14 protein-coding genes are annotated in these 19,037 nt (G+C 73.6%); 7 read left to right on the plus strand and 7 right to left on the minus strand.

Translation table 11 applies throughout. The features are described 5' to 3' along the window. Nucleotides 1-11 precede the first annotated feature (11 nt). From ACFVYS_RS04315 to ACFVYS_RS04325, 3 genes are all read left to right on the plus strand, one after another. Nucleotides 12-494: a nitroreductase family deazaflavin-dependent oxidoreductase gene (locus ACFVYS_RS04315; protein ID WP_389498700.1), complete on the plus strand. Its 483-nt coding sequence runs from the start codon at nt 12-14 to the stop codon at nt 492-494. Between the two features lie 381 nt (nt 495-875). Next, a complete protein-coding gene (locus ACFVYS_RS04320; protein ID WP_389498702.1) occupies nt 876-1,856 on the plus strand; it encodes an aldo/keto reductase in 981 nt (326 codons plus the stop codon). Between the two features lie 91 nt (nt 1,857-1,947). Further along, a complete protein-coding gene (locus tag ACFVYS_RS04325) occupies nt 1,948-2,487 on the plus strand; it encodes an NAD(P)H-dependent oxidoreductase (protein ID WP_389498704.1) in 540 nt (179 codons plus the stop codon). A gap of 228 nt (nt 2,488-2,715) precedes the next feature. On the opposite strand, the gene ACFVYS_RS04330 is transcribed toward ACFVYS_RS04325, so the two are convergent. From ACFVYS_RS04330 to ACFVYS_RS04355, 6 genes are all read right to left on the minus strand, one after another. Then, nucleotides 2,716-3,993, minus strand: coding sequence for an acyltransferase (locus ACFVYS_RS04330; RefSeq protein ID WP_389498706.1), 1,278 nt, complete (start codon nt 3,991-3,993; stop codon nt 2,716-2,718). Further along, nucleotides 3,990-6,116 (minus strand): glycosyltransferase, encoded by a 2,127-nt coding sequence (locus ACFVYS_RS04335; protein WP_389499089.1) that lies wholly within the window; start codon nt 6,114-6,116, stop codon nt 3,990-3,992. The genes ACFVYS_RS04330 and ACFVYS_RS04335 overlap by 4 nt, the downstream gene beginning before the upstream one ends. A gap of 193 nt (nt 6,117-6,309) precedes the next feature. Then, nucleotides 6,310-7,017: a hypothetical protein gene (locus ACFVYS_RS04340; RefSeq protein WP_389498708.1), complete on the minus strand. Its 708-nt coding sequence runs from the start codon at nt 7,015-7,017 to the stop codon at nt 6,310-6,312. Between the two features lie 547 nt (nt 7,018-7,564). Next, entirely contained in the window at nt 7,565-8,908 is a 1,344-nt protein-coding gene (locus ACFVYS_RS04345) for a helix-turn-helix domain-containing protein (RefSeq protein ID WP_389498709.1), read from the minus strand. Nucleotides 8,909-9,016: 108 nt separating this feature from the next. Further along, nucleotides 9,017-11,902: a LuxR C-terminal-related transcriptional regulator gene (locus ACFVYS_RS04350; RefSeq protein ID WP_389498711.1), complete on the minus strand. Its 2,886-nt coding sequence runs from the start codon at nt 11,900-11,902 to the stop codon at nt 9,017-9,019. A gap of 213 nt (nt 11,903-12,115) precedes the next feature. Continuing rightward, entirely contained in the window at nt 12,116-13,036 is a 921-nt protein-coding gene (locus ACFVYS_RS04355; RefSeq protein WP_389499091.1) for an alpha/beta hydrolase, read from the minus strand. A 250-nt stretch (nt 13,037-13,286) separates the two neighbouring features. Between ACFVYS_RS04355 and ACFVYS_RS04360 the strand changes: the two genes are divergently transcribed. The 4 genes from ACFVYS_RS04360 to ACFVYS_RS04375 all read left to right on the plus strand — a co-directional run bounded on the left by ACFVYS_RS04360 (nt 13,287) and on the right by ACFVYS_RS04375 (nt 17,986). Next, a complete protein-coding gene (locus ACFVYS_RS04360) occupies nt 13,287-15,158 on the plus strand; it encodes a PucR family transcriptional regulator (protein WP_389498712.1) in 1,872 nt (623 codons plus the stop codon). Nucleotides 15,159-15,306: 148 nt separating this feature from the next. Next, nucleotides 15,307-16,698, plus strand: coding sequence for a diaminopimelate decarboxylase (locus ACFVYS_RS04365; protein ID WP_389498714.1), 1,392 nt, complete (start codon nt 15,307-15,309; stop codon nt 16,696-16,698). Nucleotides 16,699-16,769: 71 nt separating this feature from the next. Then, on the plus strand, nt 16,770-16,973 hold the full coding sequence (locus tag ACFVYS_RS04370; RefSeq protein ID WP_389498715.1) for a hypothetical protein: 204 nt from the start codon (nt 16,770-16,772) through the stop codon (nt 16,971-16,973). Between the two features lie 122 nt (nt 16,974-17,095). Then, entirely contained in the window at nt 17,096-17,986 is an 891-nt protein-coding gene (locus tag ACFVYS_RS04375) for a Gfo/Idh/MocA family protein (protein WP_389498717.1), read from the plus strand. 98 nt (nt 17,987-18,084) lie between these two features. Here ACFVYS_RS04375 and ACFVYS_RS04380 read toward each other — a convergent pair whose 3' ends face one another. After that, nucleotides 18,085-18,972: a GNAT family N-acetyltransferase gene (locus ACFVYS_RS04380; protein ID WP_389498719.1), complete on the minus strand. Its 888-nt coding sequence runs from the start codon at nt 18,970-18,972 to the stop codon at nt 18,085-18,087. Nucleotides 18,973-19,037: the final 65 nt, after the last annotated feature.

Here is a 19,037-nt window from a genome sequence, read left to right on the forward strand (position 1 = left end):
AGAGAGTCAACATGCCCCTCAAAGGCGAGTACGAGCCGAGCAAGGCGCAGTTTGTGCGTGACCAGGTGGAGCTGTACGAAAGCTCCGGCGGTACGCAGGGAACGACGCTGAGTGTCCTGGTCGCACGGGAGGAAGACGAGAGGCTGCGGGACCTGCCCGTCGTCATCCTGACCACCCGGGGCGCGAAGAGCGGCAAGATCCGCAAGACCCCGGTCATGCGGGTGGAGCACGACGGCGTCTACGCCGTGGTCGCCTCCATGGCAGGAGCCCCCAAGCACCCCGTCTGGTACCACAACGCGGTGGCCGACCCCCGGGTCGAGCTACAGGACGGCCCGGTGCGCCAGGACATGCTGGCACGCGAGGTGACCGGGGACGAGAAGGCCCTGTGGTGGGCCCGAGCCGTCGAAGCGTTCCCCGACTACGCCGAGTACCAGAAGAACACGGACCGTGAGATCCCGGTCCTCGTTCTGGAGCCGGCGGCCCACGAGCACTGACCCGGCGCAGCCGGTTCAGCCCGCGGACCCACCGCGGCCTGGCCCTGGCCACACCAGCGTCGGACCACCCCACCTGACAGCAGCCGGCTCGAATCCCCCATGGTCGGCCCGCCTGACTGCCTGGACGAAGCACATCACAGACGACCGCGGCATCGATGTCCTCGGCAGCCTGACCTACGACGACACCCACGCCTGAGCACCATGCCCGGCCGAGGCCGGAAGCCGCCGGGTGCACCTACGGCGCTGACCCGCTACCCGGCAACGGCGCCCGCGCCCGCGCCCGCGCCGACAGAGTGCGGACCACCGAAGCACGGTCCGCCGGCTGGTGGCGCACCCCGTTGATCAGACCGGCCTGACGGCCGTCACGAAAAGGAGTACCTGATGAAGCACGTATCACTGGGCGGGCTCGATGTCTCCCGCATCGGCCTGGGAGCCATGACCATGGCCGGCACGTACACCACGGGCGGGGGGCTCGACGACGCCGAGTCGATCCGCACCATCCACCGAGCGCTGGACCTCGGGGTCACCCACATCGACACCGCCGAGATCTACGGCCCCTTCCACAGCGAGGAAGTCGTCGGCAAGGCCATCAAGGGCCGCCGGGACGACGTCGTCGTGGCGACGAAGTTCGGTCTCGTCTCCCACTCCGGTGGCGGCCCCGGCGTCATCGACAGCAGCGCCGGCAACGTGAAGGCCGCGGTCGAAGGCTCGCTCCTGCGGCTCGGCACCGACCACATCGACCTCTACTACCAGCACCGCGTCGACCCGAACACGCCCATCGAGGAGACCACCGGCGCGCTGGCCGAGCTGGTCGCCGAAGGCAAGGTGCGCCACATCGGCCTCTCGGAAGCCGGACCCGAGACGATCCGCCGGGCGCACGCCGTGCACCCGGTGGCCGCGCTGCAGACCGAATACTCCCTGTGGACCCGCGACGTCGAGGCCGAGATCCTCCCGCTGCTGCGCGAGCTCGGTATCGGATTCGTGCCCTACTCGCCGCTCGGCCACGGCTTGCTGACCGGGCAGATCCGCACCGTCGACGACTTCGCCGACGACGACTGGCGCAAGACCAACCCGCGCTTCACCGGCGAGAACTTCCAGCGCAACCTGCGCATCGTCGACGAAGTACAGGCCATCGGCGCAGAGATCGGCGCCACCCCGGCCCAGACCGCGCTGGCCTGGCTGCTGACCCGCGGCGCCGACATCGCCCCCATCCCCGGAACCCGGCGGGTCGCACGCGTCGAAGAGAACACCGCCGCCGACGCCATCGAACTCAGCGCCGCTCAGCTCGACCGCCTGAACAACCTCACACCGGCCGCGGGCGAGCGCCACGACGAGGCGAACATGGCCACCATCGACCGGTGATCTGACGCCCCGGCGACGTACTGACCCGTCGCACCCGACCAACCCGCATCCGTTCACCCATTTCACTGATCACTGAAGAGGCTTTCTCATCATGTCCAAGGTTCTCCTTGTCGTGGGCCACCCCGACCTGTCCCGGTCGAAGGCCAACAAGGCTCTGGTGGACGCCGTCCGCGAGCTGGCCCATGTCACCGTGCACGACCTCTACGCCACCTACCCCGACTTCCAGATCGACGTCGACGCCGAGCAGTCACTGCTGGCCGAACACGACGTGATCGTCTTCCAGCACCCGGTGTTCTGGTACAACACCACCCCTCTGCTCAAGCAGTGGCAGGACAAGGTCTTCACCCTCGGCTGGGCCTTCACCATGGACGGCTCTCCCTCCAAGCTGGCCGGCAAGAAGGCCGTCGTCGCCGTCACCGCCGGCGTCCCCGCCGAGCACTACACCCCCGAAGGCGCGAACCAGACCACCCTTGAGACGCTCCTTGGCAACTGGCACGCAACCCTGCGGCTGTGCCAGTTCGACATCCAGCCGATGGTCAAGCTGTACGGCACCGCCTTCGGCCTCTCCGACGAGGACCTGTCCACCGCCGCCAAGCAGTACAACGAACTGCTCGCCTCCTACGCCGCCTGACGCGCTCTCACAACAACAGCCGCCCCCGCTGATCGCAGCGCAGCGGTGATGGCCCGGCCAGTCTCCGATCACTCTTCGCCGGATCAGTGCCAAGCGACTGGAGACTGGTAGGACCACCCGCCCCGCGGAGATCTACGAGGAACTTGCGGCAACCCTCCCCGACCGCTGAGCCCGGGTGCCGCCGCCGGGCTCGGCGGCGGCACCCGGGTCTGCGGGCCCGCCCTCGTGTCACTTCGCGCGTCGTGCCCTGCTCCTGCGGCCGTCGGGCCACAGGCGTGGCTTCCTCTTCGCCGCGATGTCCTCGATCCAGCCGGTCGCGAGGATCATCAGCGCGATGAGGGGCCAGACCAGCATGAACATCCACAGCATGTAGCTGGAGTCGAGGCCGGCCGTGAGGCTCCGGCTCTCCATGAAGGGGAGTCCGTACGCCAGGTCGATGATCGGGACCGTGGCCATGATCAGCAGGTTGTGCCACAGGTAGATCGTGACGGCGCGGTTGTTGGAGAGCGTGATCAGCCTGTCCCAACGGGCCAGTGCGCCCGGGAGTTCCTGCCACGAGGGCGAGTACTGGAGCAGGATCACCACGAACCCGAAGGACCAGGCCGCCTGGGCGAGCGGGATGTCGTTGAGGTCCCAGCCGTCCGGTCCCAGGTGCCCGGAGGCCCACCACAGGCCGAAGGCCATGACGAGTGCGGAGCCGGAGACCGCCGCGTAGCGGGGTACGCGCGCGAGCACCCCCTCCTGGTGGGCGAAGCCCAGCACCCAGCAGCTGCCGTAGACGGCGAAGTCACTGACCGCGTTGCCGGTCTCGCCGGGTATGGACACCAGGCCCGTGCCCACCACCGCCGTCAGCGCCAGCGGCGCGAACAGCGTGACCCAGGGCGCCCGGCGGAACGCCCACAGCAGCAGCGGCGAGGCGAGCACGAACCACAGGTAGGCCCGCAGGTACCAGAGCACACCCGCCGCCTGGACCGCCCAGGTGTTCTCCAGCAGGCCGGACTTGGAGCCGATGTCCCAGGGGAACGGAGGCGCGCCGAGCGGGACGACGTAGTTGAGCAGTTCCACGACGCCCAGGGCGCCCCCGTGGTCGGGATCCTTCAGCGGGTTCCAGCCGGCCGCGAACATCAGCGTCAGGACGGCCGCGCCGAACAGCCACAGCGGCGGCAGCAGCCGCCGGACGCGGTCCCGGATCACGCCGAGCGGCGGACGCTTCAGCGAGCGCGCCATCAGGGAGCCCGCCAGGGCGAACATGACGCCCATGGACGGGAACAGCACGGTGAGCCAGGCCCAGCCGAACAGGTGGTAGACGACCACACGGACCAGAGCGATCGTGCGCAGCAGGTCGAGGTAGCGGTCGCGTCCCGGCTTCTTCGCGGCGGTAGGCCCCTCGGCCCCGGCCGTGGCGGACGGTTCCGGGAGGGCTTGCGCGGTCCGCTGCCGGGGGACGCCGAACGCCGGAGTCCGCTCGGGACCCGTGTTCGTCCCGCTCGGGTGACGCTGGGTCATGCGACAGGCCTCCGGTCGTTGGTGCTGCCGGTGTGCTGACGCGGCGCGGGACCGCCCGGCGCCTCGACCGCGCCGGTGCGGCGCAGTTTCTGCCAGCGCAGCCGGCCGCCGGTGAGGGCGGTGATCCAGGACTGGAGCAGCACGACGTACATGAGCTGGCGGTAGAGGATCTGCTGGAGGGGCAGCGAGATCAGGTGGGTCATGCGTTCACGGTCGAGCCGGAAGGCGTAGGCCGCGCAGACGGCCTGGACGGCGAGGACGCCCAGCCAGGCCACGATCGTCTTCTGGGTGGGGCCGAAGACGACTCCGTAGAGGAGGAAGACGTCGATGAGCGGGGCCAGCAGCGGGGCCAGGACCATGAACAGCGAGACGAACGGCAGACCCACGCGGCCGAACCGGCCGGACGGGCCGCGCTCGAAGACCGCCCGGCGGTGCTTCCAGATCGCCTGCATGGTGCCGTACGACCAGCGGTAGCGCTGGGACCACAGCTGCTGCACGGTCTCCGGGGCCTCGGTCCAGGCGCGGGCCTTCTCCGCGTACACCACCTTCCAGTTGTCGCGGTGCATGGCCATGGTGATGTCGGTGTCCTCGGCGAGCGTGTCGTCGCTCATGCCGCCGACCCGCTCCAGGGCCGAGCGGCGGAAGGCGCCGACCGCGCCGGGGATGGTGGGCATGCAGCCCAGGACGTCGTACATCCGGCGGTCGAGGTTGAAGCCCATCACGTACTCGATGTGCTGCCAGGCGCCGATCAGCGAGTCCCGGTTGCCGACCTTGGCGTTGCCGGCCACGGCGCCGACCTTCGGGTCGCCGAAGGGCTGCACCAGTTCGCGGACGGTGGACGGCTCGAAGACGGTGTCGCCGTCCATCATCACGATGAGGTCGTACCGGGCGTTGGCGATACCCCGGTTGAGGGCCGCGGGCTTGCCGGCGTTGTGCTGGCGGACGACCCGGACGTTCGGCAGGCCCATGTCCTCGACGATCCGCGCGGTGCCGTCGGAGGAGCCGTCGTCGATGACGAGCACCTCGATGGGGTGCTCACTCGCCATCAGCGAGCGGACGGTGTTCTCGATGCACTTGGCCTCGTTGTACGCCGGGACCAGCACCGAGACCGGTTCGGTGACCGGCGGGCCCCAGCCGAATCCGGGCCGGCGCACCCTGCGGGCGTGCAGGGCGGACAGCAACAGCATGAGCCCGAACCGGCTGATGACCAGGACGCCGATCACCGCGAGGCCGACCATCAGCACCCCGGTGACGTTCTCGGCGGCCTGGACGAGGAAGATCCACGCGTTGCCCTTCCACAGGTCGAGGCCGGTGACCGAGGTGTGCGCGCTGGGCGCGCCGAGGGCGGCGGTGAGGTTCTCGAACTCGTAGCCCCGGGACTGCAGCTCGGGCAGGAACCGCTCCAGCGCCTGGACCGTCTGGTGGCGGTCACCGCCGGAGTCGTGCATCAGGACGATCGCGCCCTTGCCGCCCTTGGGCGTGGCGCGCCTGATGATCTCCTCGACGCCGGGCTTCTTCCAGTCCTCGCTGTCGGTGTTGTTGACGACGGTCAGATAGCCGAGTGAGCCGATGTACTCGGTGACCGGCCAGGACTTGTCGTCCATCGCGTCGGCGAAGGACGAGTACGGCGGGCGGAACAGCGAGGTGCGGATGCCCGCCGCGCCGGCCAGCGCGAGCTGGTTCTGCGACAGCTCCCAGGAGATACGTTTCTTCGACTGGAAGGACAGGTCGGGGTGGTTGAAGGTGTGCAGGCCGACCTCGTGGCCCTCGTCGACCATGCGCTGGACCAGGTCCGGGTAACGGGAGGCCATGGTGCCGGTGACGAAGAAGACGGCGTGCGCGTGGTGCTTCTTGAGCACGTCCAGGACCTTGGGGGTCCAGACCGGGTCGGGTCCGTCGTCGAAGGTCAGGACCAGCCGGTGGTCGGGCACCTCGCGGCTGGTGCTGCGGCCGTTGCGGCTGTCGATGACCGGGCCGCCGTCCAGGATCTCGTCGGGCACCTTGTCGGTGGCCGCCTCGGTCTGGACGCGGTGGTCGGCGAGGATCTCGCTGTGGACGTAACCGCGCACCATCAGCATCGCCATCATGGCGACGAGGACGAGGCTGGGCAGCATCAGGCGCATCGGTACGCGGCGGCGCCGGGCGGCGCTGTCACGGGCCGCGGCTGCGGCCCGGCGACGGCGGGCGGGGAATGCCATCGGAAGGTGTGCTCCAGAACGGGACAGGAAGGGAGATGAGCGGGGCTGAGCAAGGACTGAGCGCCAGCTGAGCGGGAGCGCCGAGCGGGGACTGAGCGGGAGCCGGGCGGAAGGGACGTCAGCCGACGGAGGACACGGAGTTCGCCTCGCCGACGATCTCGCCGATTCCCCCGGTGTCGTCGACGGCGCTCGGCGAGGCGCTCGCGCCGCTGTCGGGCTGGCTCGCCTCGGGCGAGGCGACGGCGGAGTCCGACACGGCGGGGCTGGCCGCGGGCGCCGAGGCGGTGGGGTTCACGGGAGTGGTCCCGGTGGACGCCTCGGGCAGCGCGGACGCGGCCGGCCGACCGGCGCTCGCGGTGGCTCCGGGCACGTCGGTGACGCCGCCGGCCGTGGACGACGCCGACACCGCGGCATCCGACGAGCCGGCGTTCGGCGCGGCGCTGTCCGAACCCGAGGGGCTCGCCGAGACCGAGGGCACGGACGAGGTCTCGACCTTCTCGGCGGGCGTGTCGCCGCCCAGCCCCGGCAGGGGCAGCCAGGGTGCGCTGGAGTTGCCGGACACGAGGGTGGCGACGATGACGAGGGCGTACACGGCGCAGGCGATGCCGACGGCCACGCCGAGCAGCCGCAACCGGCGGCTGCGGCGGCCCGACTCGTCGACGAAGACGGGGGTGCCGGGGGCGCTGTGGGAATCGGGCCGACCGCCGGAGGCACCTGAAGTGGACGCCGGGTCGATGCCCGCGAGCTGCACCGTCAGTTCGTCGGCGTCGTGGACGGGCTCGGCCGGGGCGGCTTCCGTGAAGGTGTCCGCGAAGGCGGGGTACATCGCGGTGCCGCCGAGCAGAGGGGCCGTCGCCTCGGTGCGCGCGGAACCGGGTTCCTCCGCTGCCTCCCAGAAGCTCCCGGCTCTTGGCGTCCTCGTCTGAAGGCCGGTTCCGCGCCCGGCGAACGCGGCGCCGTCGGGCCCGGATGCGTCTTCCGACCCTTCAGGTTGGGCGCCATCCAGCCAATGTTCCACTTACCCAACCCCCACGAGACCGCTGCGGGGGTGCGCAGACGATGCCAAGCACACGTCGACCGAACCAAGCCCCCACCTGGTCCGAGCGCCCCCCAAGTAGTTGATGCTTGGACGGTGACTATAACTCACCTAGTGAAAGCGTGAAATTTGTGTCAGAAGTGTGAAGAAGTTGGCCCACCGGCGATGACTGAAAATGATCCTCGCACAATCGTCCGACACGGACGCATACATCTCACGAGGCGGACGAGACGCCTGACTGACGCATCGACGACTCATCGGTGATTCGCGCCATCGGCCACTTGTCGCGCCAAAACGACGCGCCACGGCGCCGTGTCACCACACCGGCGGCCGGTGCTCAGCGGGTGCGCAGGCCCCGTGCCGTCAGGGCGAGGCTGATCTCCACCAGGTCGGCCGGCCGGGACAGGGAACGGCCCGTCAACTGCTCGTAGCGGCGCAGCCGGTTGAGGACGGTGTTGCGGTGGCAGTACAGCCGCTCCCCCGCCCGCTGGGCGGAGCCGTCGCAGGCCAGCCAGGTGGCCAGGGTGTCGAGCAGGACGGCCTCGTCGGCCGGTTCCAGACCGCTCAGCGGGCCGAGCACCCGCTCGACCAGCGCCGTACCCAGGTCGGGGGTCGAGACCACCAGCGCGGCCGGGAGGTGCTCGGTCAGCCGGATCGTGCCGCCGGTCAGCGGGCACATGTCCAGCGCGATGTCCGCGAGGCGACGGGCGTCCCCGACCGCGGCCAGCCCCGACACCGCCGTGCTGACCCCGGTGCGCGCGCTGCCGAAGGCCGGCGGGACGGCCGACGTCGGGCCCGGCGAGCCGACGTCCCGACTCCCCCTGGTGCTCCCGCCCTCGCTTCCGCCCTCGATCTCGATCTCGCTCTCCGTCTCGCCCAGGAGGACGATGCCGTAGTCCACCTCCGCACCGGTGTGCCAGTACACGCGCCTGCCCCGGCCGTGCGCGGCCCGCGCCCCGGCGCCGTCGGAAGGACAGCCTGCCGTCACCGCCACGACGACGTACCGGCCCTCCTCGGGGAGGTCCAACGCCTGGGCGGTCTCGGGCAGGTCCGCGATCCGGCTGGCGCCGTCGAGCAGGGCGCCGGCCACCACCCGCAGGCGGTTCTCGCGCCGCCAGGCGAGCTGCCGCTCGACCTGCCGGTAGGCGTCCGCGACGAGAGTGCAGTGCTCGTCGACGAAGTTCCACACGTCGGTGGCGATGTGCACGAGCAGCCGCACGTCCTCGGGAGCCGTGCGGCAGGTCTCCTCGATGAGGCCCTGCCACACCAGGGACCCGCCCAGGCGGAACGCGTGCAGCAGCGCGTCCAGCGGGAGGCCCTGTTCCGCGCGGGTGGCGCCGATCTTCCACGAGCAACGGCGGGCCGCGTCCCGGCTGCCGCGCGGGTCGATCAGCGAGGACACGCTGTGCCGCAGCGAGCGGTGCACCTCCTGCCAGATGGCGGCGGGGTCGCTCGTCACGGCCGCGCGGTAGGCGGGCTCCTGGTCCTGGAGCGCGGCCACCAGCCGGTCGGTGAGGTCGGGCAGGTCCGCCAGGAGCACCCGGGCGGCACGGTGCAGGACCCGGAGGGCGTCGGCGTCGATCAGCGACCGGACGTGCTGGGGATGCGGCCGGGGACCGGGAGCCGCCGGTGCGCCGGGCGCGGGACGGAACACGGTCCGTGACCGTAGGGCCTGATGCATCGCGGTCCTCCCCCGGGGCAGTGTCCAGCCGTCCGACTCGTCCTGCCACGAAGGATGGCATACCGTCCGGTCGGTCCCTAGGGGTGTGCAGCATTGTTTTCTCTCCGGTCAACCCTCCTGTCCGGCCTTCTCGACCATGCGCACCAGTTCGACGCGGGAGCGGACGCCCAGCGCCGCGAAGACCTTCCGCAGGTGGTAGTCGACGGTTCGGGTGCTGACCGAGAGGGTCAGCGCCACCTCCCGGTTGGTGGCGCCCTCGGCGACGCACCGGGCGATCCGCAGCTGCTGCGGGGTCAGTCCGTCCAGCCCCAGGCCCGGCCCCGTCGCTCTCCCGCCGCCCCCAGGCGCCACGCCCCCCGCGCGCAGCTCGGCGCGGGCCTGCTCCGCCCAGGCGCGCGCACCGCAGCGTTCGAACCCGACCAGCGCGGCGCCGAGACGGTCGCGGGCCTCGCTCAGCCGGCGGCGCCTGCGCAGCCACTTGCCGTGCAGCAGCTCGGTGCGGGCCCGTTCGAAGTCGCCGCCTGCGGCCACGTCGTGCAGGTCGAGCGCACGGCGGAACAGGGCGTCGGGCCGGTCCGCCGGAGCCAGCAGCGCACGGCAGCGGGTCAGTTGGGCGGGGGCCTGGGGATCGGCGCCGAATCCGGCCCATCGGGCGAACTCCTCGACGACCTCGGCGACGCCGTCGTCGGCCCGTCCGGTCGAGGCGGCGGCCTCCACGAAGCACGGCACGGCGAGCATCCATACCGCGAAGTGCCCCCTGCGCGGCCCCGGGCGCACGAGCGGCCCGAGCCGGTCCGCGGCCTCCCTGGGGCGCCCGCGGGCGAGGTCGGCGCGGGCCACCGCCCACTCCGCCAGCGTCGCGGCCTGGACCAGGCCGTGCCGCCGGGCGGTGGCCAGCGCGGTGTCCACGTGGACGGCGACCTCCTCCGGAGCGCCCTCGATCGACGCGGCGAGGGCGAGTACCGCGTGGTGGTGGGCTGCCGTGTTGCGCTGCCCCGTGCGGTGCGCGGCCCGCAGCCCCTCCTCCGCGTGGGTCCTGGCCAGCGTGTGCCGTCCGGCGCGCAGTTCGGCGTAGGCGAGGTACTCCCGGGCCCGCGCGAGGGCCGCGGCGGTCCCCGGGGTACGGGCGGCGGCCAGGGCCCGCGCCCCGGCACGGCGGGCGGCCGCCAGGTCGCCCAGCAACAGGGCGGCGGCAGCCGCGCGCAACGCCGTGTCCGGCTCGTCGACGCCGGCCGCGCCCGCCGCACCCCCCGCGGCCTCCGCGTCCGCCACCAGCCGCCGCAGAGGCCCCGCCGCCTGCACGAACTGCCCTTCGAGCAGGGCCCGCAGGCCGGTGCGATAGCCACGCGACACGGCACTGCCGCCCGCGCGGACCGGCACACCGCTGTTCGCCGGATCGCCCGCGGACTCACCGAACGGCCAGGTGCCGGGCCGCGCGTCGGGATCCGGGAGGAGGCCGTTGCCGGCGTCGACCAGTACGGGCGGGCGGCCCGGGGCGGCATCCGGGGAGTCGTCGCCGCCGGTGCTCAGCAGGTGCAGGCAGCCCTGGGCGTCGCCCGCCGCCCAGGCGGCGTCCACCGCGGCCAGGAGGGCCGATTGGGCCTGCCGGGGGGACGACCCGGTCAGCAGGCGGGCCGCCAGGAGCAGGGATGCGCGGGCCTCGTCGACCGGGCCGTCGTAGAGGACCGTGGTGCCGCGGACCAGTTCGACGCGGCCGCGCAGCGCCGTGGGCGCCGCGCTGTCCCGGGCCCTGTCGAGCAGCCGCAGGGCCCGGTGCGTGCGGCCGCCGAGCAGGGCCTGCTCGGCGGCGGCCGTGTACCACTCCGCGCGCAGTGTGCCGTCCTCGGCCAGCGCGGCGGCATGGGCGTACGCCGCGCACCGCAGGCTCCGGGAATGCGTCCGGTCGCCGGCCGCCACGGCCAGTTCGGTCGCCGTCCCGCGCCGGGGCACGGTGGCGGACCGGGCCCGGTGCAGCAGGGCGTGCAGCCTCGCGTCTCCCGCCTCCTCCAGAGCACGGGCCAGCGCCCGGTGCGCGGCACGGCGCCGCTCGGGCCGCGCACCCGCGTACACCGCGCGGCGCAGCAGATCGCTGTGGAACCCGACCTCGCCGTCGGCCAGGACGAGCACCTCGGGCAGCGGGACGAGCACCTCGGGCAACGGACCGGAGGGAGGGACCGACTCCGCGCCCGGACGCGTCCCCCGCAGATGCTCCGCTCCCCGCCGGGCCAGTGCCAGGCCGATCCGGGTGTCCTCCGTGTCGTCCGCGTCCCGTACGGCGGCCGCGACGGTCAGCAACAGGTCCTCCTGCGCGGGCGTGAACCCGGTCAGGAAGCCGCCGACCAGGCCGGTCAGGAGTTCGGCGTCGGCCGACGGGCCGGGCAGCCTGCGGTGACCGCGGATCTGGGCGGGCGACAGCCGCCGGACCATGGCCAGCAGCAGGGCCGGACTGCCCTCGGCCGCGTCCACCAGTTCGTCGCGCACGGCCCGGTCGAGTGCCCCGCCCGTCGCCTCGTCCAGGAGCGCGGCCGCCTCCACCGGGGAGAGCGGATCGACGCGGACCACCGGCAGCACGGCGAACTCCCGGTCGACCGGGCGGTGTCCCGACACGCTCAGCAGCACGCTCAGCCGACCGTTCCCGCGCAGCCGCTCGGCGGCGCGGCCCACCGCGGCCCTGGTGGGGGCGTCCCACAGATGCGCGTCGTCGACGCACAGCAGCATCGGCCTGCCGGCGGAGGCGGCCCGCAAGGCGTCGAGGAGCGCGGCGCCGGGCTGCCCGGTGGCGGACCACGGGCCCACCGGTGCGCCGAGGGCGCGCAGCAGCGCGCGCAGACCCCCGAGCGGTACGGCCGACGCCACCCGGTCGGCCCGGACACCGACCACGAACGCGGCCGGGCACGAGCGGGCGGCGCGGGCCAGGAACGCCGTGCGGCCGCAACCGGGTTCACCGGTCACCACCCGCACACCGCCGTCGGCGGCGGTCGTCTGTCCGGTCATTCCCGTGACGTTACGTACGGGTAACGGGCGGTGGAAGCCGTGCGACCGCGCGGGGAACGACGCCGATGCGGGCCGTTCGGGGCCTGTCACCAGTGGGTTCGTGCGCGACGGCCGTGGCACACCTTGTGCCGGGTCCCAACGGCCGCCGCCGCGCCGCGTGCACGGGCACAGCGACGGCGACGGCGGCAGCGACCCCGTTCTCCTCACGCCGGCTCAGGACGTGTGCGGGCAGTTGCCCCGGTACTCGTCGATCGTCGTGCTCGGCCGCGGAAGCGGGCACAGGAACTGCTCGTAGCGCGTGTCGTTGTCGACGAAGCGCTTCAGCCACGAGATGCCGTACTTCGCGATCGTCGTGTTCGACGAGTTCGGGGTGAAGTGGGTGGCGTTGTTCAGCTCCAGATAGGCGCGGTCCAGGGCGGACGGCAGGCTGGAGTAGAACGGCTCGGCGTGGCTGGCGACGGGGGCGACCGTGTCGCCGTCGGCGCCGACGATCAGCGTGGGTGTGCCGACCTCGGGCCAGGACTTGTCGAGGTTCCACGGCGTGAGCGGGATCGCGGCCTGGAGCGAGGGCCGCGCCTTGGCGGCCTCCAGGCTGCCGCCGCCGCCCATCGAGTGCCCCATGACGCCGAGCCGGCTGCTGTCGACCCGGGAACGGACGGAGCTGACCTGCGTCAGATGGTCCAGGGCGGCGAGCAGCTGCCGGCCGCGTGAGTCGGGCTGGTCCAGCGTGGTCAGGGTGTCGATGGTGAAGACGACGAAGCCCTGGGACGCCAGCCGCGGGCCCAGCCAGGCGATGGAGGACTGGGTGGCGGTGTAGCCGGGCGAGACGGCGATCGCGCCGAAGGTGCCGTCGCTGGTGCTGGTCGGGTAGTAGATCGTGCCGCCGCCGAAGCCGGTCACGGCGAGCGAGGAGACGGTGGTCTGGGACACCGCGTACGGGCCGCGTGCCGCCTCGATGCTCGCGGTGGTCGGCGCCGGGCCCCGCTCGTAGGGGTTGTCCGCCGCCTGCGCGCCGGGGCCGCTGAGGGTGGTGAGGCCGACGACGGCGGCGACCGCCGTCGCGAGCCGGGCGAGCTGTCCGGACCTGCGGTGGGGGGAGCCGGTGGAGGCGCGGTGGGCCGCACCGGTGCGCATGTGATCCTGCACGAGGGATCGTCCTCTCGGTCGGGCGGGCCGCGGGGGGCGCCGCCGCTGGGATGGCGGTGCCACTGTCGGGGCGGGACCGGTGCGTGGGGATCGGCGATGTCACCGGTCTCGTGGTTTTTCACCGGAGGAATGCGGGGAGACGGCGCCCCGGCGCGGCCGACGCCGCCGCCCGGGGCGCCTATCGTCGACGGGGAGCACACGGGGTGCGTCGTGGGGACGAGGGCGGGAGCGTCGGACGATGAACGAGGAGGGTCCGGCCCCGCGGGAGGCCGCCGCGACGCTGCGGTCCCTGCTGGCCTTCGAGGACGGCAACGCGGTGCGGCTGCTGTACGCGCCCGCCGCGCCCGACACCGTCGTCCGGCGGATCGCCGTCGGCCTGGACGACCTCGCTGACCGTGACGACCTCGATGACCGCGAAGGCCGCGAAGGCCGCGGCAGTCTCGAAGGCCTCGGCGACGACGATCCGGACGGCCCCCGGCGGGGCCCGGGTCCAGGTCCAGGTCCAGGACCGGGACCGGGACCGGGGCATTCGGCGGGTGCGGGCGTTCTGTTGCTGGCCGTGGGTGCCGCCCCGGACGCCGATACCGTCCGCGAGGCCGCGCGGCGGGGCGCGTGTGCCGTGGTGCTGAGCGACACCGGCGAGGGTGTCAGGGGCCCGGAGGCGACCGGTTCGGGTGTCACCGGCCCGGAGGCGACCGGTTCGGGGGCGACCGGTTCGGGGGCGACCGGTTCGGGGGCCAGCGGGTTGGTGGAGGCGGCGCGGGAGACCGGGGTCGCCCTGCTCGCCCGCGCCGAGGGCACCGGCTGGGCCGAGGCCGCCGCGCTGCTGCGGTCGGCGCTCTCCTACGTCCTGGCAGGTCGGGCCGAGGACGCCGAGGCGCTCCGGGGCCCGGAGACGGCGCCCTCCCTCGCGGTCCTGGCGGCGCGGGTCGCGGCGTACGTGAAGGGGTCGATCACCATCGAGGACACCCGGTTGCGGGTTCTGGCCCACTCCGCCACCGGCCCCGGCGCCGACCCGCTGCGCCGGACCGTCATCCTCGGCGGCCGGGTGCCCGACTGGCGGGTCGCCGAGCTGCGGCGCAGCGGTCTGTTGCGCGCCCTGTGGACCTCCGAGGACGTCATCCACCGGCCCGCCGACGGCGACAACCCGGAGCGGCTGGTCGTCGCCGTGCGCAGCGGGCGGGAGGTTCTCGGCTCGATCTGGGCCGCCGCGGACGGCGCCGCCCTGGCCCCGGACGCCGCCCGCTATCTGCGGACGGCCGCCGGGCTCGCCGCTCCGCTGCTGGTGCGCGAGCGGCTGAGCGAGAGCGGTACGGCCCACCGCCGGGAGGCCGCGCTGCGCGGTCTGCTGCACGGTCTCGGGGACCGGCGTACGCACGCCTGGTCGCTGGGGCTGTCCCCGGACGCGCCGTGCGCGGTGGTGGTGGCCGAACGGCGGCCGGACGCGCGGGCCGACGGCCGGGCCCTGGACGTCCTCTCCCTGGAGATCTCCGCGCACCGGCCCGGCACCGGGATCCTGCGGGACGGCGACCGCCTCGCGCTGTTCCTCACCGGGGATGCCGCCGCGGCGGACCATGCGGGGGCCGTGCTCGGCGTCGTGCGCGAACTGGACGCGGTCGTCGCGTCGTTGCCGGGTGCGCCGGCGGTGTGGCTGGGCGTCGGCCCGGTCGTCACCCCGGAGCGGGCCGACCTGTCGTACGGTCGGGCCGGGCTCGTCGTCCGGGCGTTGCGGGAACGGGAGGCCAGGGCGTCGGCCGCCGGGCGGCCCCGGCCCCCGCGGTATGCCGACGCGGCCGGTGCGGGCGCGGCGCTGGAGGTGCTGCGGATCCTGGACGCGGCGCGTCCGGTGTGGGAGTCCGGCGGCGGGCCGGTCCACGACCTGATCCGCACGGACCTCGCGGCGGGCGGCGAACTGGTACGGACCCTGGCGGCCTACTTCGACGCCGGGGGCGACGTCCCCGAGGCGGCCCGTCGCCTGGTCGTGCACGCCAACACGCTCCGGTACCGGCTGGGCCGGGTCCGGGAGCGGTACGGCGTGGACCTCGACGATCCCGACACCCGGCTGCTGCTGACCCTCGCGGCCCGGCTGGTCCCGCCCGAGGGATCCTGAGCGCCGAGCACCGGTGCCGCTGTCCGATGACACAAAGGTTCCGCTTGTCTTTGGCCCGGTCCCCAAAGACGTGCGGCCGGCGCGGGGAGGAATCTGGAAGTGTCACCCGACCGCGTGACACCCTTCCTCGCCCGAAGGAGACGAGCACGTGCTGCTCCCCACCGAGAACCAGCGGACCGGCCCACGAGCCGACCGGTCCACCGACCAGCCCACCGACGACTCCCCCGTCGCCCTCGCCGTCCGGCAGGCCGTCACGGACGGGCTGCTCGGCGAGGACCGGCCGCTGGCCGGGTTCGTCGACGTGCGGGGCGTGCGCGACAGCGTCGCCGGTCTGCACGAGGCGTTCGCCCAGGTACCGGACGTCCTGCACACCTTCGCCGCCAAGGCCTGCTCCCTGGTGCCCGTGCTGCGGCTGCTCGCCGACGCCGGCATGGGCTGCGAGGTGGCGAGCCCCGGCGAGCTGCGACTGGCGCTGGACGCGGGGTTCGCCCCGGCGCGCATCGTGCTGGACTCGCCGGCGAAGACCCGCCGGGAGATCCGGGAGGCCCTCGCCCTGGGCGTCGCGCTCAACGCGGACAACCTCGACGAGCTCGACCGGATCGACGCGCTGCGCCCCGAGGACTGCGCGTCGGTGCTCGGCGTGCGGGTGAACCCGCAGGTCGGGGGCGGGTCGATCGGCGCGATGAGCACGGCGACCGCGCACTCCAAGTTCGGGGTGGCCCTGCGTGACCCGGGTGCCCGCACCCGCGTCGTGGAGGCCTTCGCGCGGCGGCCGTGGCTGACCCGGCTGCACGCGCACGTGGGCTCGCAGGGCTGCCCCCTGCCGCTGATCGCGGAGGGTCTCGCGGAGACACACCGGCTCGCCGAGGAGATCAACGCGTACGTCGGCCGCCGCCAGGTGACCAGCCTCGACCTGGGCGGCGGGCTGCCGGTGAACTTCGCCGACGACACGGTCACGCCCACCTACGCGGAATACGTGGCCGCGCTCACCGCCGCCGAGCCGGCGCTGCTGGACGGCCGCTACCAGGTGGTCACCGAGTTCGGCCGCTCCCTGATCGCGAAGAACGGCTTCACGGCGGCCCTCGTCGAGTACGTCAAGGACGCCGGTGGACGCCGGGTCGCCCTCACCCACGCCGGCGGGCAGGTCGCCACCCGCACCGTCTTCATGCCGGACGACTGGCCGCTGCGGGTGTCCGCGTACGGCCCGGACGGCATGCCCAAGCGCACGCCGCTCGTCCGGCAGGACGTCGCCGGGCCGCTCTGTTTCGCCGGTGACGTCGTGGCGCACGACCGGCCGCTGCCCGCCCTCTCCGAGGGGGACCTGGTGGTGCTGCACGACACCGGCGGGTACTACTTCTCGGCGCACTGGTCGTACAACAGCCTGCCGAGGCCCGCCGTGTACGGCTATCGGCTCGCGGACGGCCGGGTCACGTTCGCCACGATCCGGTCCGCGCAGACGGTGCGGGAGATCTCCGCGGAGAGCGGGCTGGCGCAGGCGGACGCCCTGGTGACGGGCTTCGGCGCGCCGCCTCGCGGCTGATCCGCGCCCGGCAGGCATCAGCGGCCCGATTCTGAGCACCCGGCACGGCGTCGCCTGCCGAGGAGAGAACCGTGCTCTGGGTCGCCGTGCTGCTGCTGCCGCTGCTGTCCGTCCTGATGGCGGTCATGGACCGGGTCGAGGAACGCCTGCTCGCGCCGGTCCGGGACAAGCGACGCCATGCCGGGCGCAGGCGGCATCTGCGCCTGGTCCGGGGCACCTCCGCCGCCGCCCCCGTGGGGGACGGCTCCCGCCCGGCGAAGGCCCGGGCTGCCTGACGGCCGGGGGGACGCCCAGGGTGTCCCGGGCGCCGGCGGTGTGCGAGGCTCGCGGTCGGAGTCGGCGTCCCGGCGAGGGACGTCGCCCGTCACGTCGGTCGGCATCAGGGAGAGTCAGCGGTATGCGCATCGGTCTGCTCGGCACCGGCCCCTGGGCGCAGATGGTGCACGCCCCCGTCCTCCAAGCGCACGCGGCGTTCGACTTCGTCGGCGTCTGGGGCCGACGCCCCGAGGCGGCGAAGGAACTCGCCGACCGGCACGGGACACGGGCCTACGACGACGTGGACGCCCTGCTCACGGACGTGGACGCGGTGGCCGTCGCGCTGCCGCCGGACGTCCAGGCGCAGCTCGCGGTGCGGGCCGCCGGGGCCGGCTGTCATCTCCTGCTCGACAAGCCCGTCGCCGCGACGGTGCCGGGAGCACGGTCCGTGGTCCGGGCCGTGCAGGAGGCCGAGGTCGCCTCGGTCGTCTTCTTCACCACCCGGTTCGGGCCCGAGGCCGGTGCCTGGATCGCCGAACAGGCGGAGACCGGGGGATGGTTCACAGGACGCGCCGAGTGGCTGGGCGACGTGTTCCACGGCGCGGGCGACCACCCGTTCGCCACGCCGTGGCGCGGTGAGAAGGGTGCCCTGTGGGACGTGGGTCCGCACGCGCTGTCCGTGCTGCTGCCGGTCCTGGGCGACGTCCGCCGGGTGACGGCCGCGGCCCGTGGTCCCCGGGACACCGTCCATGTGGTCCTGGACCATGTGGACGGTGCCTCCAGCACGCTGACGCTCAGTCTGACGGCCCCGCCCGCGGCGACGGGCGCGGGCGTGGAGCTGCGCGGCACGGCCGGGGTGACGCGGCTCCCCCAGGGCGGCGGTGACGCCGCCGACGCCCTCACCCGGGCCGCCGACGAACTGCTCGTGTCGGCCCGGGACGGCCGCCCCCACGCCTGCGACGCCTCGTTCGGCCTGCGCGTCACGGAGATCCTGGCCGACGTCGAGGCCCTGCTGGAGGGCGGAGCGCACTGACGCACCGCCCTCCCCGAGCCCCCGGACCCCGGCAGGTCCTGCCGGCCCCTGCCAGGTCCGTCCCGGGGGCCCGGTCGGCCGTCAGCCGGGCTCGAAGGTCATCCGAGCTCGAAGTTCACCCGCTCCCGCACGATCGGATAGCCGGCCTTCGCGAAGTGCGCCGCCATCGGGAAGTTCCCCTGGTCGGTGGCGGCTGCGATGAACTCGGCACCCCGCTCGACGAGATAGTGGGTGCACTCGGCGAGCAGGTCGTAGGCGTAGCCGTGACCCCGGTGGTCCGGCAGTACGCCGATGAAGCCGACGCAGGGTCCTGAGGGGTTGTGGGCCGGGATGTGGATGCCGGCCAGTTCTCCCTCAGGGGTGCGGGCGACCTGCCACCACTCGCGCGGCGACGGGCACCAGCGGAAGAAGTCGATCTCCTCCTGGGCGGCCCGGTCGAGGCCGCCCTCCCCGATGGCCTTGCGGGCGTGGACGTCGAGGGTGTCGGAGTGGATGCGGCGCAGGGCGTCGAAGAACACCGCGTCGTCCGGTTCGGGGGCGAAGCGCAGGCGGCCGGGACGGTCGGGCAGCCCGCACTCCGGGGTCCAGCGGTACACGAAGCGTTCCACCAGCGGGGTGTGGCCGGCCGCGCGGGCGGCGGCGTGCCGGACCTCGGCGGCGGCCCGCATGGCGGGGTCGTCGCGCCAGCCGCCGGGCATGACCAGTTCCAGGCCGACCTGCCAGGGGGCGGTGCGCAGGAGTTCGGCCGCGGCCTCCTCCTCGCCGTCGGCGAAGTCGAACCAATGCACCACGAGGGGTTCGGTGTCCTCGGGCCCGCCCCACCAGACGGCGCGGGCGACGACCCGGCCGTCCCGCAGGGCGACGCGCTTCCAGTCGGGCCGGTAGGTGATCCTGCCGAAGGCGTCGGCTGCGCGCAGCGGGTCGGGCAGGGTGTCGAACAGATGGACGTCGCTCTCGTCGAGAGCGCGGATGACCAGATCGGTCACGGATTCCTCCGGGTCGCGTACGGCGTGGTGCGCTCCCGGGGCGTCGGACGAGGGTCAGACGCGGC

Source organism: Streptomyces sp. NPDC058295, assembly GCF_042880655.1.
GTDB classification, from domain to species: Bacteria; Actinomycetota; Actinomycetes; order Streptomycetales; family Streptomycetaceae; genus Streptomyces; species Streptomyces coriariae.